Source organism: Paenibacillus sp. ACRRX (assembly GCF_022346885.1).
In the GTDB taxonomy this organism is placed as follows: domain Bacteria; phylum Bacillota; class Bacilli; order Paenibacillales; family Paenibacillaceae; genus Paenibacillus_B.
In genome coordinates this window covers 111,556-130,853 of sequence record NZ_JAKRNK010000011.1, presented here as the reverse complement: position 1 = coordinate 130,853, position 19,298 = coordinate 111,556, and the positions used below count along the sequence as shown (strand labels likewise).

Below are 19,298 nucleotides of genomic sequence, written 5' to 3'. Positions count from 1 at the left end.
CCAAAAAGGCGGGGTTCCAAAAAGTCAAACTCGAAATTTCTAACCCCCAGTTTATTATACAGGTTGGCATGAAAAAGAACCTCTACCTCCACACTCATACGTGGATTTGGAGGTTCTTTCGCCAATTTATTGGGATTCGTTAATTTGGATGCACCCTTTTTGGGACAACCCCTTTTAACCTTGATGCCTGTGCATAACGAATGATTCACTTATCATTCACAGTCCTTAAGTGCACATACACTCAAATGTCTACAAGTTCAACACGCTAAACTCATTTATTAATGTGTAAATGCCATTGGAAACTGTTGAACGATTCCACTCGTCATCATATCGGCCATTTCAAGCGCTTGTAGTTGTATTTGATCACCTATTGCTATGTTTTCAGCATATTTCCCGGCAAGCCGGGAAGAGACTTCACTGCTCAGCAGATCCAAATGTTCGTAAAGCATTTTCCTCCATTCTTCTTTAGACCAATACGGATTAATGGTCCCGAGGAATTCAGCAATATCATCTGCATTCGCATACCACCGCTGCTTAGCATCAGCCGCGGCTGAGGTGTTGTCGGCTTGTAAAGCCTTTACAAGCTCAGCCGCAATCGTTAAATGCTCTCGAAACAACTCCGCAAATTTATTAGCAGCAGCTGGTCCATACAAAGGCTTAAGCGCAGCTGCAAAATCATCGGGGTTACGAAGGAGCCTTGCAATCGTTTCTTTTTCATCCGGCTGTCTACCAACGATACTGTTTACCGCCAATCTTGTCCAGTACACATGCTGCTCCCATAAGGCTCGTAATTGTTGGTTCAACACCACACTCGTTGGTGTCCAAGCAAGAGGAACCTGCCTGAAGTCATAATGGTAATATCTCGGATAGTAGTAATACATATCGAGTCATTAGCTCCTTTACCTCATTTTGTACAGTATATAGACGAAGTGCCTATTACGTGCAAAAAATGAAGCGAACCAACTCATGCAGTTACCCTAAAACCTATTCATATTGATTCGTTATGGATTTTCCAATTCTAAATAAAACAGGGATCAACCCTACCAGCAATACTGCTACTAAAAGCGTCGAGAAAATCACTTCAGTAAGTGTTATTTCGTTACTCTTAATAAATCGATATAAAATAAAACCGTTTATTGGAATATTCAAGAGAATACCCGTTAACAATCCTGGAGCGTATCTTTTTTGCAGGATGGTTACAAGCAAGTGTGGGAAAATCGCATTCAAAAGCATCGAGCCTAGAAAACCGGAAAGAATATACTTAGCCAGCAAGGAGTCTGGATTATATAGATAAAAAAAGGCAGAAAGATAGGCCAAAGCAGTGATACAAATGACTGCAAAGTGAAATTCATTTTTCCCCACAGGTTTATGATATTTTGAAGCATCATTCGACCATGCTGGCAGCCATATTGCTTCTTCTAAATTATGCAGTGTTATAGCAAATAAAAATAAAATGATGAGTACTTCCATTAAAATTACCCTCCTCTTCACTTATTTCGCGACCATTTCTTCTCAATGAAAACGTCAATCTTTTGTTACATTCCTGAATTGTCTAACCTAATACAAAGAAAATAGCCTCGGCAGAACCGAGGCTTTTGAATTGCAGCAAGCTGCTGCACAATCAGTATTCATTCATACAGGATTAGATTTCTTTGAAATGAAGTACAAATCCTATTCTTCCTGCATTTTCAACGTCGCATGTATAGACCACGTTATCTAGAGAAACAACAGCCGGCATCGTGTACTCAACAAATTCGTAGGTTACTTGTTCCTTTTTACAATAGCGTTCAATTTCATCTAAAAACTCTTGTTTATTGGCAGGAACTTTTTCCAGTTCAACTGTGAATCCTTTTTTCAACAGCTTCTTGACAAGATCTTTCATCATAGCTCCCACTCTCATCTTTGATGACTACTGATCATTTTATTATACCATAATCGTTAATTATTTCTAACTACAATGACCAGCTCTGGAAGTTAATTTTCCCTATAAACTTATAGTTTGAAATCGATTACACTACATTAGCCAAATAGGCAGGTCAGTGCAGGTACGCCAGAGAAGAGTAACGTATACCCATATAATTTCTGAACTGAACTCAGAGGTGCAGGCAATGAATAAATAGCTTTTGGCTATATGACGGAGCTCGGTTACAGCACGGTTTTATGGTAAGCATTATTGAATACCCATCTATCAAAATAAAGTGTAAAGATTTTCACTGGTGCTGTACGGAGGTCAAACTCTGTTCAAACATGTCTATAATGGCGAGAAACCGTTCAGCTTCACGATACACATGATCAGCGAGTAAAGGATGAATGATACTTTTGATACGACAAGCTTCAATTAAATCTCTAGCTGTTTTTTTGAAATCACGCAGCGATGCCACAGAGACACGATTCTGATCCAAGAATTGGTCCAGTAATGGTATCGTTTGAGATTGTGGCCGCATGGAATCCAAGTCTCTTGCTTGAAATAGAAGCTCGTCAAAATCATGACTAAAATTGCGAGCTTGCTCAACTAACTGTCGTTCAGAAGGATCAAGCAAGTGTCCAATAAATTTGGCATGATCCGCCATAATCCTTAAGAAAAATACATTTTCATCTATAATCGCATCAGGTAATGGCTCTAGCCTGCCATTATTAAGCTGTTCCAGACGGTTTCTAAAATAGTTTGCTTCTCTGCTTGTATGGTCAATAAGTAATGGGAAGTTATTGGCTCCTGGCATCTGGCAACTGAGCACTAAGCCTAATACTCTCCGTTTAAATGCCCATATGTGGGATGCAGCAGAATACACTTCGATGTTGAATCGACGAATCTGTTCTGGATCTGTCTCTACTGTAAATTCGTGTGATTTTCTTTCGATCCCTTCGAATATTGCGTAGAATTGATTAGCTTCATGTATGAGCTGAGTATCTTCACATCTAAACCCCAACTTGAGAAATAGTGAATGTTCTTTCATGATTCGCGACCAAAACCGAACCTCATCCAATGAGTGTGCCACAAACGCATTCGACAACAAGCGCCACCCCCTCCATAAATAAAAACGATGTTCAATAATAAAATGTATTCAATTATATTCTCCGGTATGTTAAGGTGCACGCTCGTCCACACTATCGAATTTGGTATCGTCTGTGGCTAACTCTCAGTCTACCTTCACCTTATTGCGCTAATGACAAAATCTAACGCCTGCTGGAAAGTCATATGTGGTTACTGCTATAAATTAAAACGTTTAGAAACTTTCTTCATTGCTTCCGCTTTAACATAAAAAGACGCCTCCCAACGAGTTAATTCCAACGAAATTAACCGTCCAAAGACGTAATTCACAACCCGTTTCAGCCTGATTATAGGTTGGGTACATTCCATTTCCACTAATATCTTTTACTTCAAAATTCTATTTAGAGGGCACAAGGATAATTCCGTCCATATACCATATTTGAGAACTAGTGATTTCCGTTATCATCGGAATTACAACGTAAGAACCATTAGCTTTTTTCCCAATAGACCAAAGCCTGTGACTTATCAAGACTAATAAGTAAGATTGACATTTTGTCGCCTACATCAAGATTCTTTCTTCTCTCTTCACTATAAATGTCTTCTAGGAAACGGCTTTCATTTTGAACTTTTGAGTATCCAATTCGACACACCTGTCCCTTTTTTCTACGTAAAAGTCCCCTCCAAGTTTACTCATTTCCTCATGTTAACACACAAGGTTTTATATGAGTGTCTACTTAAAGGGGATCATACCACTCGGATTGACTAGAAGGTGTATTTACAATAACAAAGTACCAATAAATTGTATAAAAGATACATATACTATTAACAATAAACTAATAGTTATAGCTAGCATCGACTGGAAAAAAGTGTTCATATTAACTACGTTTATTAAACTAACAAATCCAGCAATAAAGGAAAGGCACGATAATAAGAAAACTAATACTAAGGGATTAATATGGATAATACTCATGATTAGCCTATATTCGCAAGAAGATAGCATTAACACAAAACATAATATACTCAACATGGTTAATACCAACGACCATTTTATTTTTTTGCACACATGCATGAGATTTACTTCACCATTTCTGATCAGAGATGTCCACTGACTTATTACTTTCATCCCCAATAATGAGCCAAGTAACTCAACTGTTGTTGATAGGTTATTTTTCTCACTATCTCATTATTCACTATATAACGATGCAATGCTTGTGTATCTGACTGACCAAGGCTCGATGCTGGGCTTACACCAACTGTAGGTGTCGCAAAGACTTCGTTGGAATGACTACTTTCTCCGCCTTTACCACTAGCTGTTACTACATAGTAATAAGTAGTATCATTTATGAGATTCATGTCAACAAAACCATATGTGCTTCCTGTCACGGTTGCAATTGTCGTATAGGGACCACCAGCTGTGCTGCCCCGCTTAATATGATATTGTGATGCATCGTTAACCAATTGCCAAATCAACGTCACAGTTGAGTCTCCTGCTGATGCTATCAGGTTGGTTGGTGCTGGAGTTGGTGGAAATTCTTGTTTTGGGGTGGCGTACGCTTCGTTGGAATTTCCGCTTTCACCACCTGGGCCATTAGCCGTGACTACATAGTAATAAGTTGTATTGTTTGCAACACCGGCATCCAAATAACTATAAGTGTTTCCTGTAACCGTGCTTATTGTCGTATACGGACCGCCTGATTTGTTGGCACGCTTAATATGATATTGTGATGTATTGTTGACCAATTGCCAATTTAGCGTAACCTTTGTATCTCCTGCTGTCGCTTTTAGATTAGATGGCTTAGGAGTTGGTGGAACTTGATCATATCCAAATACATTCCACTCAATTACGAGATCCGTTTTCGATGGTTTTAACACAACCATACTCACGTTTTTTATGGGATTCGGTAGCGTTTGTACGCCATCTTTTATGATCGAGTTGAACGTATACAACAAATTGTTGTTAGTATCATAAAAATGGATACTGGATTTTGGTTCTTCGCTATTAATGATGACGGACGTGATTTCTTTTGGAGAGTTGAACGTATACCAAGCTAAGTTATTCGTTTCAATTCGAGTGTAGGTGGCCACATTATTATCTGTGATCGCTCTCGTGGTTGTTCTTGGATTTGAAATGGATGTACCTATATTTAGCGTTGCCCCATCCAACAAACCACCTGTGTACTTGGTCACATTTGGTTTTATTGCTGCTTGAGGCGAGTCTGCGCTTAGACCCGCTTCATTCCCTGACGAGACAACATAATAATAAGTTGTGCCATTGGTTACGGCTCTATCTGTATAGGTAGTGCCTGTAATATTGGAGGCAAGCACAGCGTATGGGCCGCCAGACGATGTCGAGCGTTTGACCGTGTAGAATTTAGCCCCTGTAAGATCCCAATCAAAAGTGACAAGCTTATCCCTAGCTTGAATCCAGTTAATCTTAGTTGGTGCTGGGGGGGCCGAGGCTGTCGTAAAGACATTCCACTCGATTACAAGATCTGTTTTTGATGGTTTTAACACAACCGTACTCACATTTTTTACTGGATTGGGCAGCGTTTGTACGCCATCTTTTATGATCGAGTTGTACGTATACAGCAAATTGTTGTTACGATCATAGAAATTAATACTGGATTTTGGCTCTTCGCTATTAATGATGACGGATGTGATTTCCTTTGGGGAGTTGAACGTATACCAAGCTAAGTTATTCGTTTCAATTCGAGTATAGGTGGCCACATTATTATCTGTGATCGCTCTCGTGGTTGTTGTGGGAGTTGAAATAGAAGCACCAACGTTTAACGTAGCTCCATCTAATAAGCCGCCTGTGTACTTGGTCGCACTTGGTTTGATTATTGCTTGAGGAGAGTCTGCGCTTTGGCCTGCTTCATTCCCTGCTGAGACAACATAATAATAAGTTGTGCCATTGGTTACGGCTCTGTCCGTATAGGAAGTACCGTTAATAGAAGCAAGAATCGCAAACGGACCGCCAGGGGATGCTGATCGTTTGACCGTGTAGTGTTCAGCACCTGTATTATTCCAATCAAAAGTTACAATTTTATCTCCACCCTGTATCCAATTAATCTTGGTTGGGGATGGCGGGGCCGAAGCAGTCTTAAAGACATTCCATTCGAATACGAAATCCGTTTTCGATGGCTTTATCACAACCATCGTCACATTTTTCACTGGGGTAGGGAGCGTTTGTATACCATCATTTATGACTGAGTTGTATGTATACAGGAGATTATTATTGCTGTCATAGAAATTCATACTATACTTTGCATCTTCGCTTTTAAGGATAACTGAGGTGATTTCTTGTGGAGAATTGAACGTGTACCACGCTAAGTTATTTAATTCTATTCGAGCATAGGTAGTTGCATTATTATCCGTCATCTGGGTAACACCGGTGCCAGTCGGTTGACCGATTTTTTTACCGAATTGAATAACTGCCCCGTCTAACAGGCCTCCTGTGTACTTACTTGGCGTTGCATGCACAGGACTGATATTGACTACTGTCAAAAATAATACAAGCGTCATCACTATACCCAAGATTCTTTTCAACAATTTTCCCTCCCAAAATTCTCATTCCAATCACTATACACAAATATCCATTATTTATGTAACAATGACTTGGTAATAATCAAAATAACACACCTCTTTTAGCAAGTCTATGGACAAAACATTTAAATTCCACACGTGCTATTGAATTCTTTCTACCCACCTTATTTTGTTATACCTTTGCTCAGTTTTTGACTGTGAAATAGCGCTAAAATCACTTCCTCCAGCTCCTAATCAAATATAACGAACCCTTCATAGATAAACCCCTCACTTAGCTTGATGGGCCGTCGCTTAGCAAAAAATGTTCCAGGCATTTTTCTATTTTTTCAATTGAATGTATAGAGAATTTCTTATTTTTATAACTTATAACGCCCTCATTTATGCACTCAGCTATCGAACGATTTAAGCTTCGAATTGGTGCACAGATCTCACTTGATAAAATCTGTTTTGTAAGGTTATGTAAATCACCGACTTTATAGTGATTATGAATACTTAATAAAATACGATCTTTAACGGTTAGCAGTGATAATTTTGCCGACGTATCTGAACTTAATATTAATTTTGAAGCAAGTTGTTTAATGATGTACAAATTAAAGTTAAAATCCATTTTCATCCACTCATAAACCTTTGTTTTATGGATAGCTATCGTTTCACAATTTTGTTTTGCAATAACACTGAGCGTTTTAATGTTTTCATTAAAAATTTCGATCTCCCCAAAACAACTATAGGAGTCATAGATATATAGCGAGAGCATCGTTCCCTCATAACTTTGTCTATACACCTCTGCTACCCCTGCGGTAAGAATATAAAGGTAATCATTTTGCTCATGAGGGTGAATAATAAGACTGCCTTTTTTGTGTTTTCTATACATAAAATGTTTCGTAATAAGCGTTGGGGCATCATTTACAATAGCTTTAAAATCCATATTTCCACCTTCTTTTTACTTTTGGTCATTTGACCTATTTTCATTATAAATTGAAATATATAATAAGGCCAAATAAGAAGTGGAGGTCTTGTTATGAGAAAAATAATTATTGATACAGATACGGGTAGTGATGATGCTGTCGCGTTAATGATGGCATTAAAATCAACTGATCTTCAAGTTGAAGCCATAACAACAGTTTGTGGTAATGTCCCTATTGAATTAGCAACAAAAAATGCACTAATGACGATCGAAGTCACTAATGGTCAAAAGCCGCCACTTTATGTTGGAGCAGCTAGACCACTTATGCGTGATTTAGTTACGGCTGTAAATGTTCATGGTGAAGATGGAATGGGGGATTGTAACTTAATCCATCCTACCTCTTATCCAGAAGAAAAGCATGCCGTAGACGCTATCCTTGACATTATTGAGAGTAATCCTGGTGAAATCGAAATTTTAACTATCGGTCCTGTTACAAATATTGCCCTTGCTATTTTAAAAGCACCAGAAACGATGAACATGGTTAAACATATATACACTATGGGCACTTCTGGCTTTGGACCTGGAAACACTACACCTGTCGCTGAATTTAATGTCTACGTTGATGCAGAGGCCTATAAGATTATGCTCAACTCAGGCATACCTACTACGATTATTGGATTTGATGTATGTCTAGGAGAAGCTGCTTTAAACAAGGACGATATGGATGTATTACTATCAAGTGGTAAGGAAGAAGCAGCGTTTTCCGTTCATTGTAACCGCTCCTTGCTCGAATATAATTTACAAAGAAGTAATGAGCATATTGTTGATTTACCAGATGCTGTGGCAATGGGCGTTTTATTATGGAATGATATCGTTCTTGAAGACAAGTTATGTTACTGCTATGTATGTACCACAGAAGAAGCAGCCTATGGACAAGTTATAGTTAATGACGGTAGTAAGCTTGCCATTTCTGATGGCTATGCAGGTCATGCTCCTAATGCAACAGTCTGCAAAACCATGGATAATCAACTATTCAAGAAACGGATGATCGAATTATTGGTAAGTTAACATGAAGAGGTGCTTAGATGAGATTTCTAAATTTTGGATCATTAAATCTAGATAAAGTGTATACCGTGCCTCACTTTGTTACTGGAGGAGAAACGTTATCATCAGTTTACTATGCTGAATATGCTGGTGGAAAAGGGTTAAACCAATCAATAGCCCTTGCCAGATCTGGTTCACAGACTTTTCATGCAGGTAAAATTGGGAGCGATGGTCTGTTTCTTAAAAACGAGTTAGCATCCGAAGGCGTTCATGTTGAGGGAATATATGAAAACGGCCTCATAACGGGGCATGCCATTATTCAAGTGGCTTCAACAGCTGAAAATTGTATTTTACTGTATGGTGGAGCGAATAAAGAAATAACTAGTACACAAATGGATAAAGTGATAGAGAACTTTGATTCGGGTGATTTCCTAGTTCTACAAAACGAAATAAATGATATAGACTACCTAATTAGTGCCGCTCATAAAAAAGGGTTAACCATTGTGCTTAATCCCTCACCAATGAGTGAGTCTATTAGGAACTTAGATTTTTCTAAAATTGATTATCTAATCCTAAACGAAATAGAAGGGCATGTTATTAGTGGGGAAAAGTCACCAAGCCGAATACTCGACTATTTGCTTTCACACTATAACCATTTAAAAATTGTGTTAACTTTGGGCGCACACGGTGCCGTATATAAAGACAATACACAAGAATACAGACAAGAAGCTTATCATGTTAAAGTAGTAGATACAACGGCAGCAGGCGACACTTTCTTGGGTTATTTCCTTAGCATCGTTTCCCAAAAATCTGATGTTAAACTCGCACTACGTGTTGCCACAAAAGCGGCTTCATTGGCCGTATCCCAAAAAGGTTCATCTTCTTCGATCCCTTTTTTAGCAGAAGTAATCGGCTAATAAGTTCAAATTTGTTATCCCTGCACACTTACATGATTATAACCAGGGGGATATATGACTAACTAAACCAGCTAACTTATGGAACATAAAAGCTCTATTTGAAGTGCCTGATGAGGTATTTATGGCTGTACAATTAACTGAAGGTTCTCTTGAAAATGTTCAAGGTGTCGTCCGTTATTCAAAAGTATTTTTCGAGTAAATGCAATTCGTATGTCTAGGCTATAAAAGTAAACGAGGCAGTCTCCGTAAAATTAATCATTTTACTGGGACTGCCTTTGTTTTTGTTTGTTAATTTATGCCCTGTGATTCCCATTATAAGAGCTTATATATCGATTACTAGCTGCACCTAGGCCAAATATAAAGAGCAGAACGGTTGAACCAACCAATATGAACAACGGAGTAGTCCAACTATTCGTCACATCGTGTAGAAATCCGAAAAATAGGGGACCCGTTGCTGCTAGCAAATACCCGACTGATTGAGCCATTCCAGACAATTCGGCAGCTTCGTGGGCATTTTCTGTCCGCAAACTGAAAAACATCATCGCTAGCCCAAAAGCAATGCCGCCCCCGCTCCCTATGAGCATAATCCATAACACGATCAAATTAGAACTTCCATAAAGTAATCCAAGAGTTCCCATTAAAAATAGCATAAACATAGTGACTACGAGCAGACGTTGATTGGACATCCGCTCAGAAATAACAGGAATAATAAAAGTAAAGGGCAGCAAGGATAATTGCAAAATGGACAGTACCCAGCCCGATTGATCAGAACCAATTCCCTGGCTTTTTAAAATTTCAGGTAACCACGTAATAAGTACATAAAAAATCATAGACTGCAATCCCATAAACAACGTTACTTGCCATGCTAAAGGAGAACGCCACATATTTACCTGCTGATTGTCATTAACCTCTTCCCTGTCAGATTTCCGTCCACTACGTCGTTTCATTTGAGGTAGCCATACTAAAATGGAAATGAAAGATAAAATACCCCACAGACCTAATGCCCCCTGCCATCCATACCCCAGTCCGATCGCAATCGGAATACTAATACCAGAAGCTATGGCTCCCATTAAGTTACTAGAGATAGTATACACCCCTGTCATCGTACCTATGCGATTGGGAAATTGTTGTTTAATAAGACTAGGCAGCAATACATTTAAAACGGCAATAGCTATTCCAATAATAGAAGTGCCTACAAACAAATAAGCAACTCCTGCTAAAGAGCGTAAAATAATCCCTATTGTGAGAACAACAAGGGCTGCCAAGAGTACAACTTCTATACCAAACTTCCTTCCTAATTTAGGTGCAAAGGGCGAAAAAAATGCAAAGGCTAATAGAGGAATGGTGCTAATCATTCCAGCTACAGCATTGGACATATTTAAATGATCCCGAATAAGACCCACTAATGGCCCTACTGAGGTTATAGCCGCACGTTGATTAATGGCAACAAAAATAACGGCCGCAACCATTAGCCACGGCACGGATTGACTGACTACCTTTGAAATTGATTTTTGATCCGTTTTGCTAAATTGATTTAATACCTTCACGAGGCAGCCTCCTTCAACATACACTTTTTAATGAATTTATAGTCTTGTACTTGTATAGCAGCATCTAATCGTACAAGTGATTACTTTGCCCACTCCGCACCTCTTTTAGTATATTATAATATATTTAATTACAATAAAGTATACTATAATATATAATTTTGAGTTCGTCTATTCCTTTTTAAACTTTGTGACGTAACGTTAACGCTTCCGTCGGATCAAAAAAACAAGGAATAACTCTCTCTCCCCGCTAGGGATAATAAAGAGTTATTCCTTGTTTTTTGAACATCTATAGGATCAAAATACCCTTATATTACAGGTTGTATTTTAACAATATATGGAGAACTGCAACGTCATTAGCGTTATTTATATACGAATGTGTGCTATCTGCACGAAAACTAATAGAATCATATTGGTTTAATGTATATAAGGTCTCATTCACTTTTATTGATACTGCCCCTGTCATCACGGTCGTAAATTCCACCGTGTTAGGATGGTGCTTTTCTGTTTGGTATGAGCTGTTTGGTTGGATGTAGGCACGGAACATCTCCATCTCATCACTAGTATTTTGAAAAATCGGCTCAAATACACAAGTAGGTTGATCCCCTGGAATTTTTAATCCAACCCCTGCTTGAGATATGTTAACACTGCTTTTTGTTGAAAATAATGCCATCAGAGGGATAGATAATCCTTTTGAAATTTTCCACAACATGCCCAGTGTTGGATTTGTTTCTCCACGTTCTATGTTACCTAATGTTAGTTTGCTCACTCCTGCTAATTCAGATAACTCTTCAAGACTTAATTTTTTTTCTTTCCGATACTTTTTCATTATTGCACCAAGTTGTAAAACAACTTGTTTTGGATCATCGATATCCATTTGATTTATTACCCCCGTTATAAATCTATATAATAATTTATTATAATATATATTATTACCAAAAAAGAGCAATATACCATACTTGCGCTGCTAACAACAACTAACGCCTGTTGGTATGGAAAATCGTAGGTATTGCTATAAATTAGAATGACTACACTTGCATCGCTGTTTCTGCTGCAACATAAATAAAACGCCTCCACACGAGTTAATTTCAACGAAATTAACCGTCCAGAGACGTAATTCACAAACCATGTTGATGTGATTATGGTTACACTTATAAGTAAATTAAGTATAATCCATTTTCAACCGAACCCGAAATTACGAAATACCCATTCGTATAGCTAGCAAGCTATTGAGGAATTGGGATCACCAGGTCCTATACCCGCTTCAGTACAATGCTTAGTCGTCGCACTTCTCCGCTTTACCTTCAGATACTGCCGTACGGAACGAAGAACCGCAGCCGCATGTCGCCACTGCATTTGGGTTCTCAATGGTAAATCCTCCAGACATGCCGGATTCCTTATAATCAATCTCCAAGCCGGTCAGATGCGGAATGCTCTCTTTATCCACAACGACCTTCATGCCATGAGACTCCAAATGAACGTCATCACCCGTCTCCTCATCGTCAAAGCCCATCCCGTAAGAGAAACCGCTGCAACCGCCCGGACGAACGCCGACACGCAAGAACATATTCGGGTTCTCTTCTTGTTCTAACATTTCCTTTATCTTCTCAATCGCCAATTCGCTAATTGTGATCATGATAACATCCCTCCTTCTATTTCTAAGTATAACCATCCTCTTCTGAACGCACAAGTGAACATGACGGTTGGAAAATGATGTCGAATGTCTCTCCCAGACATATTGCCCCCTTTTAAAGGCAAGGGTATAATGGAACTGACATAATATTAATGCTGTTATCTTTAATAATGTGATTCGTTTCACTGCAACCTCCGACGGAAGCATCCGCCGCGGAGTTTTTTTTCGGCATTTCGCCCTACAAGGTATGGATGAAGATACATGTCAAGGTGTAGTGTGACCACAAGCTTGAGCTAACATCATTCGTTCGTGGCAAGAAATGAAAGTGAAGGAGGTACGTCGATGACGACAGCATGGACACGTCATGCGGATGCCCGCATGGCTGATATTGCCGACAAAGTTGAACGTGGAGAACGTCTCACTTTGGAAGATGGCGTATATTTGTACCAATCAGATGACATTTTGACAATAGGTCAATTGGCCAACTTGGTCAATATGCGCAAGAACGGTAAAAATGTTTATTTTATCGAAAACATGTCCCTTTATTTTACCAACGTTTGCGAGGCACGTTGTGCTTTCTGTAATTTCCGTAAAGATGAGGGTGAGGATGGGGCATACACCTTGTCTGGTGATGAAATGATTGCTTATGTAGATCAACATATTCACCCTGGTGTACAAGAGTTCCACATCGTTGGTGGGCATAATCCTAATGTGCCGTTTCAATATTATGTTGATTCACTGCGCGCGCTGAATGAACGTTATCCGAACGTTACACTGAAAGCATATACTGCAGCAGAAATCGACTTTTTTACCCGCATCAGTGGATTAAGCATTGAAGAGGTGCTGCATCAATTAAGAGCAGCTGGTTTGCAGTCGCTTACTGGCGGCGGCGCCGAAATCTTATCTGATGAATACCGCAAAAAGATGCGTGTCGAGAAGGCGGGCGTTGAACGCTACCTGGAAGTTCACCGGACTGCGCACAATCTTGGCATGCAGACACATACCACGATGCTGTATGGCGCCATCGAATCCCATGAGGATCGCATACGCCACATGATGAGCGTTCGTGAGCTGCAGGATGAGACCAACGGTTTCCTGGTATTCATTCCGTTATCCATGCAGCCGAAGAGCCCTAAGGCCAGCATCAAGCGCCGCAATTCAGCCTACGAGGACCTGAAAACCATCGCGATCAGCCGCCTCATGCTGGACAACATCCAGCATATTAAAGCGTATTTTATTAATATCGGCACACAATTGACCCAGCTCGCCTTAACGTATGGTGCGTCTGATGTTCATGGTACCTTAGTTAAGGAACGTATCAGCCATGCGGCGGGTGCACTCACTCCAGAAGGACTGACTCGTGATGAGCTAGTCTGGCTGATCAAAGGTGCTGGACGTACTGCGATAGAACGAGACACGTTTTATAATCCGATTAAAATTTATGAATAAGCAGTTGATCCAACTTGAATATGGTTAATGATTTATCGTTACATTTAAATACAGATTGAGATAAATAGAAGACAAGCTATCCAGTGTGTCATACACCTTAGCTGCGACAAACGGAAATGCGAGTGGAGCCGTACTCTTTACAAGTCCGGATGGAATGGACAATTTTTTATTTCGGCATCATGGGAGGAAATCCGATAATGAAACGTTTTGTTGTATGTGGTGGAGGATACGGCGGTCTTGCTCTAATCGAACGACTGTTAGGAGGTGGGCTTCCTACAGACGTGGAAATCGTGTTGATTGATCGCATGCCTTACCAAGGTTTAAAGACGGAATACTACGCTTTAGCCGCGGGCGCTGTATCTGATATCGACATTCGAGTGGCATTCCCTAAGGACCCTCGCGTTCACATTCGATATGGCGACATCACACGCATCGACTTGGAAGCCAAGCTTGTCTATTTACATGAGGATGAACCACTATCTTACGATCAACTTGCCATAGCGCTCGGTTGTACAGACCGTTATCACGGCATACCAGGCACTGAACAATATGGCAACAGCATTCAATCGCTATCAAGCACCAGAAAGACGTACCAACTTTTAAACGACGTGAAGCCCTACGGTCAAATTAGCATCGTTGGCGGTGGCTTAAGTGGAGTTGAGATGGCTGCGGAGCTGCGTGAAAGCCGTCCAGATTTGAATATTCGTATTCTGGATCGAGGTTCAAGAGTACTGTCGCCATTTCCAGAGAAGCTGTCGCAATTCGTGTCAGGCTGGTTTACTGAGCATGATGTAGAGCTTCGTTCTTACATTAACGTAGCACGCCTTGAACAAGGTGTCATTTATAACAAACGCGATCACGATGTGGAAGAAATCGATTCAGCAGTTACCGTCTGGACAGCTGGGATTCAGCCCGTACAAGTTGTACAGGATCTTAATGTCCAGAAGGACCCGCAAGGCCGCGTTAAGATTAACGAATATCATCAGATTCCGGAGTATCCTGAAGTTTACGTGGTAGGCGACTGTGCTAGCTTGCCCTACTCACCTAGCGCCCAGGCAGCCGGAGCTCAAGGCGAACAAATTGCCGATGTCGCCCTGGCCTTATGGAAAGGCGAAACCCCTAAGCTTGGACGTATCAAGCTTAAAGGTGTACTCGGCTCTCTTGGCAAGAAATCCGGATTCGGCATGTTAGGCAAAAGACCGATGGTTGGTTATGTACCACGTGTCATCAAAAGTGGTGTGCTTTGGATATCGAAGCATCACTTTGGATAATAGTCACGATGAACAGCAGAATGGGATCAGTCTGATATCAATCGATATCAAACTGATCCCATTGTTGTACTTCTTCAATCATCTTCATAATGCTATCGTATAAGGCATCTGCTGTCTCGGCAGCAACAATCTCCCCGTTTACATAGGCAAATGGGAACAGGTAACATTCGCCGCAGTTGCCCAAGCAGCCGTACTCAATGACGTCATACTCGGGGTTCTGCTCCAACCGCTGCATGATGGCATCTGTGCCGTGGTGCATGTTGTTCACGCAGAACTCGATAATCGGTCTCATTGACAATTCCCCCAGTTTTAGCTTGTATCTTTGAATTCGAATAGCTTTATAATATAATAAAAGTAGTCTTGATGAAAGGAGTTGGCACAAATGAGCGAAACTACAGCTAACGGCATGTATGACGAAGTGCTGGAAGTGTTGGATAAACTTCGTCCGTTCTTGCAGCGTGATGGCGGTGACGTTGAATTGGTGGATGTGGAAGACGGCATCGTTAAGCTTCGCCTGATGGGCGCTTGCGGCAGCTGCCCAAGCTCCACAATCACACTGAAAGCGGGTATCGAACGCGCTTTGGTGGAAGAAGTAGATGGCGTTAAGGAAGTAGTTCAAGTATTCTAATGATGAATGCTTGATCATGGGACTGTCTGACAAGTCAATTTGGCTTGCAGCAGTCCCTTTTCTTATCTTTACAGGAAAAACAGGAGCTGTCCCCAAAGTGTTCGCATGACACAATAACATCCTAATGAGCACATAATAGGACCTCATGGTCCACTGCAAAGTGAGTTCGAGGCCCTTATTCTAAATAAAATACTCAATTTTAAGTGGAGATCATAAAATCAAAATTTGACGTTTGACGCTCCCCCTATGTACGCTGCGCCAGAAGAAGGTCTAACGTATGCTGCAGCAGCGAGTAATCTCCCCAAGTACCATGCCCCGGGATAACAAACTTGGCCTCTTTATAGGTAGTCATTAACTGACGTACAGAATCAGGCCATTGTGCGATATACGCATCATCCGTATTTCCAGGCTTGGTTGCATCCGAGCCTAGCACGACACAACCCCCGAACAAAGTCTTCGTTTGCGGGAGCCATACAACCAAGTTGTCTACTGTATGGCCTGCTCCTGGATAATACGTTTCAAACTCTGTCTCCCCGACTTGGAATTTAGGATTTTCGTCCAATACGCCTGAAGGCTCTGGGTAGCCTTGCTTCAGCGCTAGGCGTGCCGTCAAAGACGAGCTTTGAACTTTAATGCCTTGATCTAACAATGTCTTAATACCACCAATTCGATCCATATGTGCATGAGTGATGACGGCTAGCACTACCTTCTTTTGTATGTGCTGGTTGATCATCGTCATGACTTCCTGCATAAGTGTATCATCCCAAGCTGTGTCCAACAGCACTAAACCTGCTTCGGTGGACACAATCAATCCGTTAGAGGGAACTTTCTGGTCTCCGATGTCTTTATATGTCGTCTGAATCCACAATTTATCGCTGAGCTGCTTTAGTTGAATCGTGTTATCTTTATTGGTGAAGGTTTTGGCAGCAGTGGCTACTGCAACAGACTGTTCAACCTTAATCTCTGTCGTTGTGCCTTTCGGTTTCAGCTGCATGCCTGCTGCTTGAGAACACCCTGCAGCCAACATACTTAATACCAGCACAGCTGCTCCTAATGTTATTCGTTTTCTATCACGTGCATGCTTCTTCATTCTTTTGTCTCTCCTTTATCTCTACGCCTACCTCCTAGTTGTATCTTAGATCTGCCTCACATTCCATAGTAGTTCCCTCACAACTCCATCACAGCATCCCCCTCCTATACAGCCTGAACGATTCGAACTGATTTCGTTATCGATCATTTTTTTGAAATCTATATATTTTTTTAACAATTTACAATTATACTTAAGAGATCTATTAAATATAAAAGCTTACATAAGGAGTGTCCGAACAAAATGAAGCACCAAGCATGTTTAGTGGTTCGTAAAGGCGAACCCTTCTTATCCTATGAAGTAATTCCTTTATCTCAAGAAAATACCGTTATTGGTCGCCATGGATCACAGGGGGAACCTGACATAGCATTTCACAACGCATTTGTGTCGCGCCAGCATGCTTCCGTATTCAAGCGAAATAATCAATACTATATAGCTGACCTGGGCAGCAAGCACGGTACCGAAGTACAGGGAATTGAACTGAGCCCCCATGTTCCTGTGCAGCTAAGCGAGTCGGACTCCATTTTGCTAGCAAAAGGCATGGTAGAACTCGAATTCACACATGTCGTGCCTGATTTCACGCTAGAATTTGAAGCCATCCTTTCTCCTGAAATACCAAAAGTCATGCCATCCTCTGTAGATCATTTTGTGCTAGATGTAGACAGGCAGTTCTGTATGGTACTCGGGCAAGAAGTGAGCTTGTCGGTAAAAGAGTGGGCGTTGTTGGATTTGCTGTATCAACATCGGACGATGTTTGTATCTAATAAAGATATTATGTGCCATGTCTGGCCGGAGCGTCATACCAATGGCGTGTATGATGTCGGACTGGATGAGATCAATTCACTTGTTTACCGTATTCGTAAAAAGCTGAAACAACAAGCCAACATCCGCACGGTACGTGGGAGCGGCTATGTATTGGAAGAAAACAGCGCCTTATGAGAAATGTCTTACTAGAGAGTGCTCTTACGCAGCATAGCGGTATCGTTCCACTCTAAGCAGGATTAACTTTGATGTCACTTTACTTGAAGTCAATCGAACTCTTCACAAGCAAAGGCTATCCCTATTCAAGCGAATAAGGATAGCCTTTGGTTTTTATATGCGGGACATGCTTCCCAGACGAAGTAGCGTTGCAACGTTGCGCGCTGTCCGCTCCATATTAACAGCCGCTTCCCGCAGTGCTTCGTCGATCGTGCATACGCCAGGCACAATCGTAAACAGCATATCAATGCCGTGCTCATGCACAATTTCACTGCCTATACCAAGAGAACCTGCCAGCGCGATAACGGGCACGTCTAATGCTCTCGCTGTCTTGGCTACACCAATCGGAGTCTTGCCAAAGGCAGTCTGACTGTCGATGCGCCCTTCCCCCGTAATAACGAAGTCAGCACCACGCATGCTTCCTGCCAAACCTGTTGCCTCTATCACGATATCCACGCCGCGTTTTAATTCAGCATTCAAGAAGGCAACCACACCAGCGCCAAGACCTCCCGCCGCACCTGCACCTGCCATATCCGCTACTGCTTTGCCCATATCGTTTCGGATTAAGGCAGCAAGATGAGTCAAGTTGGCATCCAATTGCTCAATCATCTCCGGTGTAGCTCCCTTTTGCGGACCAAATACAGCTGAGGCACCTCGTTCCCCAATCAGCGGATTATCCACGTCACAAGCTGCAACAAACGTCATCTTTAACAGCCTTTTATCTGCCTGACTGCAATCGATACTTGCAATCTCGCCCAGCGAACCGCCCCCTGCATCAATTTCCGATCCGTCGTTTCGCAAAAATCGGAATCCTAATGCCTGGGCCATCCCAACGCCGCCGTCGTTTGTTGCGCTGCCCCCAAGTCCAAGCATGATAGTTTGAACGCCCGCGTTCATCGCATGCACAATAAGTTCTCCCGTGCCGCGTGAAGTCGTCTTTAGCGGATTACGCTCTGCTGCAGGCACCAGGCCAATCCCAGAAGCAGCGGCCATTTCAATTATGGCCGTGGTACCATGCCCAAGCACCCCGTAGAATGCGCTTACGGAATTTCCTAACGGACCTGTCACCTCAACTCTCTCGATACGTCCACCTGTCGCATCGACGAGTGACTGGACCGTCCCTTCGCCACCATCTGCCATCGGCACTTTGATAATATCCGCATCAGGAAATACGCTGCGCACTCCTCTTTCAATTGCTTCACAAGCTTCTAACGCAGTCATACTTTCCTTAAATGAATCCGGAGCAATAACAAATTTCATTCTCCTCACTCCCTTGCTCTGCTGTTTCTATTCTATAACGTTCTGTCC

18 protein-coding genes and 1 pseudogene are annotated in these 19,298 nt (G+C 41.4%); 7 read left to right on the top strand and 12 right to left on the bottom strand.

The features are described 5' to 3' along the window. Positions 1-278: 278 nt before the first annotated feature. The 6 genes from MH117_RS24200 to MH117_RS24175 form a co-directional block, all read right to left on the bottom strand. Positions 279-806, bottom strand: coding sequence for an acetylglutamate kinase (locus MH117_RS24200; protein WP_239333412.1), 528 nt, complete (start codon positions 804-806; stop codon positions 279-281). Positions 807-984: 178 nt separating this feature from the next. Further along, a complete protein-coding gene (locus MH117_RS24195; RefSeq protein ID WP_239333319.1) occupies positions 985-1,470 on the bottom strand; it encodes an HXXEE domain-containing protein in 486 nt (161 codons plus the stop codon). A 172-nt stretch (positions 1,471-1,642) separates the two neighbouring features. Next, positions 1,643-1,900 (bottom strand): DUF4318 domain-containing protein, encoded by a 258-nt coding sequence (locus MH117_RS24190; protein WP_239333317.1) that lies wholly within the window; start codon positions 1,898-1,900, stop codon positions 1,643-1,645. 310 nt (positions 1,901-2,210) lie between these two features. Then, positions 2,211-3,011: a DUF2935 domain-containing protein gene (locus MH117_RS24185; RefSeq protein WP_239333315.1), complete on the bottom strand. Its 801-nt coding sequence runs from the start codon at positions 3,009-3,011 to the stop codon at positions 2,211-2,213. Positions 3,012-4,108: 1,097 nt separating this feature from the next. Next, positions 4,109-6,538, bottom strand: a complete 2,430-nt coding sequence (locus MH117_RS24180; RefSeq protein WP_239333313.1) for a fibronectin type III domain-containing protein — start codon at positions 6,536-6,538, stop codon at positions 4,109-4,111. Between the two features lie 268 nt (positions 6,539-6,806). Beyond that, positions 6,807-7,460 carry a Crp/Fnr family transcriptional regulator gene (locus tag MH117_RS24175; RefSeq protein WP_239333311.1) on the bottom strand — a complete coding sequence of 218 codons (654 nt, stop codon included), beginning with the start codon at positions 7,458-7,460 and terminating at the stop codon, positions 6,807-6,809. Positions 7,461-7,553: 93 nt separating this feature from the next. Here MH117_RS24175 and MH117_RS24170 point away from each other — a divergent pair, with 93 nt between their 5' ends. From MH117_RS24170 to MH117_RS24160, 3 genes and pseudogenes are all read left to right on the top strand, one after another. Further along, positions 7,554-8,507, top strand: a complete 954-nt coding sequence (locus MH117_RS24170; RefSeq protein WP_239333309.1) for a nucleoside hydrolase — start codon at positions 7,554-7,556, stop codon at positions 8,505-8,507. A 17-nt stretch (positions 8,508-8,524) separates the two neighbouring features. Continuing rightward, a complete protein-coding gene (locus tag MH117_RS24165) occupies positions 8,525-9,400 on the top strand; it encodes a ribokinase (protein ID WP_239333307.1) in 876 nt (291 codons plus the stop codon). A 64-nt stretch (positions 9,401-9,464) separates the two neighbouring features. Then, positions 9,465-9,599 (top strand): annotated as a pseudogene (locus tag MH117_RS24160) (GNAT family N-acetyltransferase); the annotation flags it as partial. 94 nt (positions 9,600-9,693) lie between these two features. On the opposite strand, the gene MH117_RS24155 reads toward MH117_RS24160, so the two are convergent. The 3 genes from MH117_RS24155 to MH117_RS24145 all read right to left on the bottom strand — a co-directional run bounded on the left by MH117_RS24155 (position 9,694) and on the right by MH117_RS24145 (position 12,580). Next, a complete protein-coding gene (locus MH117_RS24155; RefSeq protein ID WP_239333410.1) occupies positions 9,694-10,869 on the bottom strand; it encodes a CynX/NimT family MFS transporter in 1,176 nt (391 codons plus the stop codon). Between the two features lie 388 nt (positions 10,870-11,257). Further along, positions 11,258-11,821, bottom strand: coding sequence for a helix-turn-helix domain-containing protein (locus MH117_RS24150; protein WP_239333305.1), 564 nt, complete (start codon positions 11,819-11,821; stop codon positions 11,258-11,260). 399 nt (positions 11,822-12,220) lie between these two features. Then, the gene (locus MH117_RS24145; RefSeq protein WP_239333303.1) at positions 12,221-12,580 is read right to left on the bottom strand and encodes a HesB/IscA family protein; all 360 of its coding nucleotides are present in this window, start codon (positions 12,578-12,580) and stop codon (positions 12,221-12,223) included. A 339-nt stretch (positions 12,581-12,919) separates the two neighbouring features. Between MH117_RS24145 and mqnE the strand changes: the two genes are divergently transcribed. Together mqnE and MH117_RS24135 are read left to right on the top strand one after the other, a co-directional pair. After that, the gene (mqnE, locus tag MH117_RS24140; RefSeq protein ID WP_239333301.1) at positions 12,920-14,026 is read left to right on the top strand and encodes an aminofutalosine synthase MqnE; all 1,107 of its coding nucleotides are present in this window, start codon (positions 12,920-12,922) and stop codon (positions 14,024-14,026) included. A gap of 197 nt (positions 14,027-14,223) precedes the next feature. Beyond that, positions 14,224-15,297: an NAD(P)/FAD-dependent oxidoreductase gene (locus MH117_RS24135; protein ID WP_239333299.1), complete on the top strand. Its 1,074-nt coding sequence runs from the start codon at positions 14,224-14,226 to the stop codon at positions 15,295-15,297. Between the two features lie 37 nt (positions 15,298-15,334). Here MH117_RS24135 and MH117_RS24130 read toward each other — a convergent pair whose 3' ends face one another. Next, positions 15,335-15,589: a YuzB family protein gene (locus MH117_RS24130; RefSeq protein WP_239333297.1), complete on the bottom strand. Its 255-nt coding sequence runs from the start codon at positions 15,587-15,589 to the stop codon at positions 15,335-15,337. 90 nt (positions 15,590-15,679) lie between these two features. Here MH117_RS24130 and MH117_RS24125 point away from each other — a divergent pair, with 90 nt between their 5' ends. Next, a complete protein-coding gene (locus MH117_RS24125; protein WP_028546897.1) occupies positions 15,680-15,925 on the top strand; it encodes a NifU family protein in 246 nt (81 codons plus the stop codon). Between the two features lie 244 nt (positions 15,926-16,169). On the opposite strand, the gene bla is transcribed toward MH117_RS24125, so the two are convergent. Then, positions 16,170-17,015 (bottom strand): subclass B1 metallo-beta-lactamase, encoded by an 846-nt coding sequence (bla, locus tag MH117_RS24120; RefSeq protein WP_239333295.1) that lies wholly within the window; start codon positions 17,013-17,015, stop codon positions 16,170-16,172. Between the two features lie 240 nt (positions 17,016-17,255). Here bla and MH117_RS24115 point away from each other — a divergent pair, with 240 nt between their 5' ends. Continuing rightward, positions 17,256-17,951 carry an FHA domain-containing protein gene (locus tag MH117_RS24115; protein ID WP_239333293.1) on the top strand — a complete coding sequence of 232 codons (696 nt, stop codon included), beginning with the start codon at positions 17,256-17,258 and terminating at the stop codon, positions 17,949-17,951. Positions 17,952-18,104: 153 nt separating this feature from the next. Here the strand turns inward: MH117_RS24115 and MH117_RS24110 are convergent, their stop codons facing one another. Next, positions 18,105-19,250, bottom strand: coding sequence for a glycerate kinase (locus MH117_RS24110; RefSeq protein WP_239333291.1), 1,146 nt, complete (start codon positions 19,248-19,250; stop codon positions 18,105-18,107). Positions 19,251-19,298: the final 48 nt, after the last annotated feature.

Excerpts from the sequence above, each read along its gene's own strand:
- MH117_RS24165 (WP_239333307.1), top strand. The coding sequence starts at position 8,525 with ATGAGATTTCTAAATTTTGGATCATTAAATCTAGATAAAGTGTATACC.
- mqnE (WP_239333301.1), top strand. The coding sequence starts at position 12,920 with ATGACGACAGCATGGACACGTCATGCGGATGCCCGCATGGCTGATATT.
- MH117_RS24110 (WP_239333291.1), bottom strand. The coding sequence starts at position 19,250 with ATGAAATTTGTTATTGCTCCGGATTCATTTAAGGAAAGTATGACTGCG.
- MH117_RS24175 (WP_239333311.1), bottom strand. The coding sequence starts at position 7,460 with ATGGATTTTAAAGCTATTGTAAATGATGCCCCAACGCTTATTACGAAA.
- MH117_RS24155 (WP_239333410.1), bottom strand. The coding sequence starts at position 10,869 with ATGGTTGCGGCCGTTATTTTTGTTGCCATTAATCAACGTGCGGCTATA.
- MH117_RS24195 (WP_239333319.1), bottom strand. The coding sequence starts at position 1,470 with ATGGAAGTACTCATCATTTTATTTTTATTTGCTATAACACTGCATAAT.
- MH117_RS24115 (WP_239333293.1), top strand. The coding sequence starts at position 17,256 with ATGAAGCACCAAGCATGTTTAGTGGTTCGTAAAGGCGAACCCTTCTTA.
- MH117_RS24150 (WP_239333305.1), bottom strand. The coding sequence starts at position 11,821 with ATGGATATCGATGATCCAAAACAAGTTGTTTTACAACTTGGTGCAATA.
- bla (WP_239333295.1), bottom strand. The coding sequence starts at position 17,015 with ATGAAGAAGCATGCACGTGATAGAAAACGAATAACATTAGGAGCAGCT.
- MH117_RS24170 (WP_239333309.1), top strand. The coding sequence starts at position 7,554 with ATGAGAAAAATAATTATTGATACAGATACGGGTAGTGATGATGCTGTC.
- MH117_RS24130 (WP_239333297.1), bottom strand. The coding sequence starts at position 15,589 with ATGAGACCGATTATCGAGTTCTGCGTGAACAACATGCACCACGGCACA.
- MH117_RS24125 (WP_028546897.1), top strand. The coding sequence starts at position 15,680 with ATGAGCGAAACTACAGCTAACGGCATGTATGACGAAGTGCTGGAAGTG.
- MH117_RS24190 (WP_239333317.1), bottom strand. The coding sequence starts at position 1,900 with ATGAGAGTGGGAGCTATGATGAAAGATCTTGTCAAGAAGCTGTTGAAA.
- MH117_RS24145 (WP_239333303.1), bottom strand. The coding sequence starts at position 12,580 with ATGATCACAATTAGCGAATTGGCGATTGAGAAGATAAAGGAAATGTTA.
- MH117_RS24135 (WP_239333299.1), top strand. The coding sequence starts at position 14,224 with ATGAAACGTTTTGTTGTATGTGGTGGAGGATACGGCGGTCTTGCTCTA.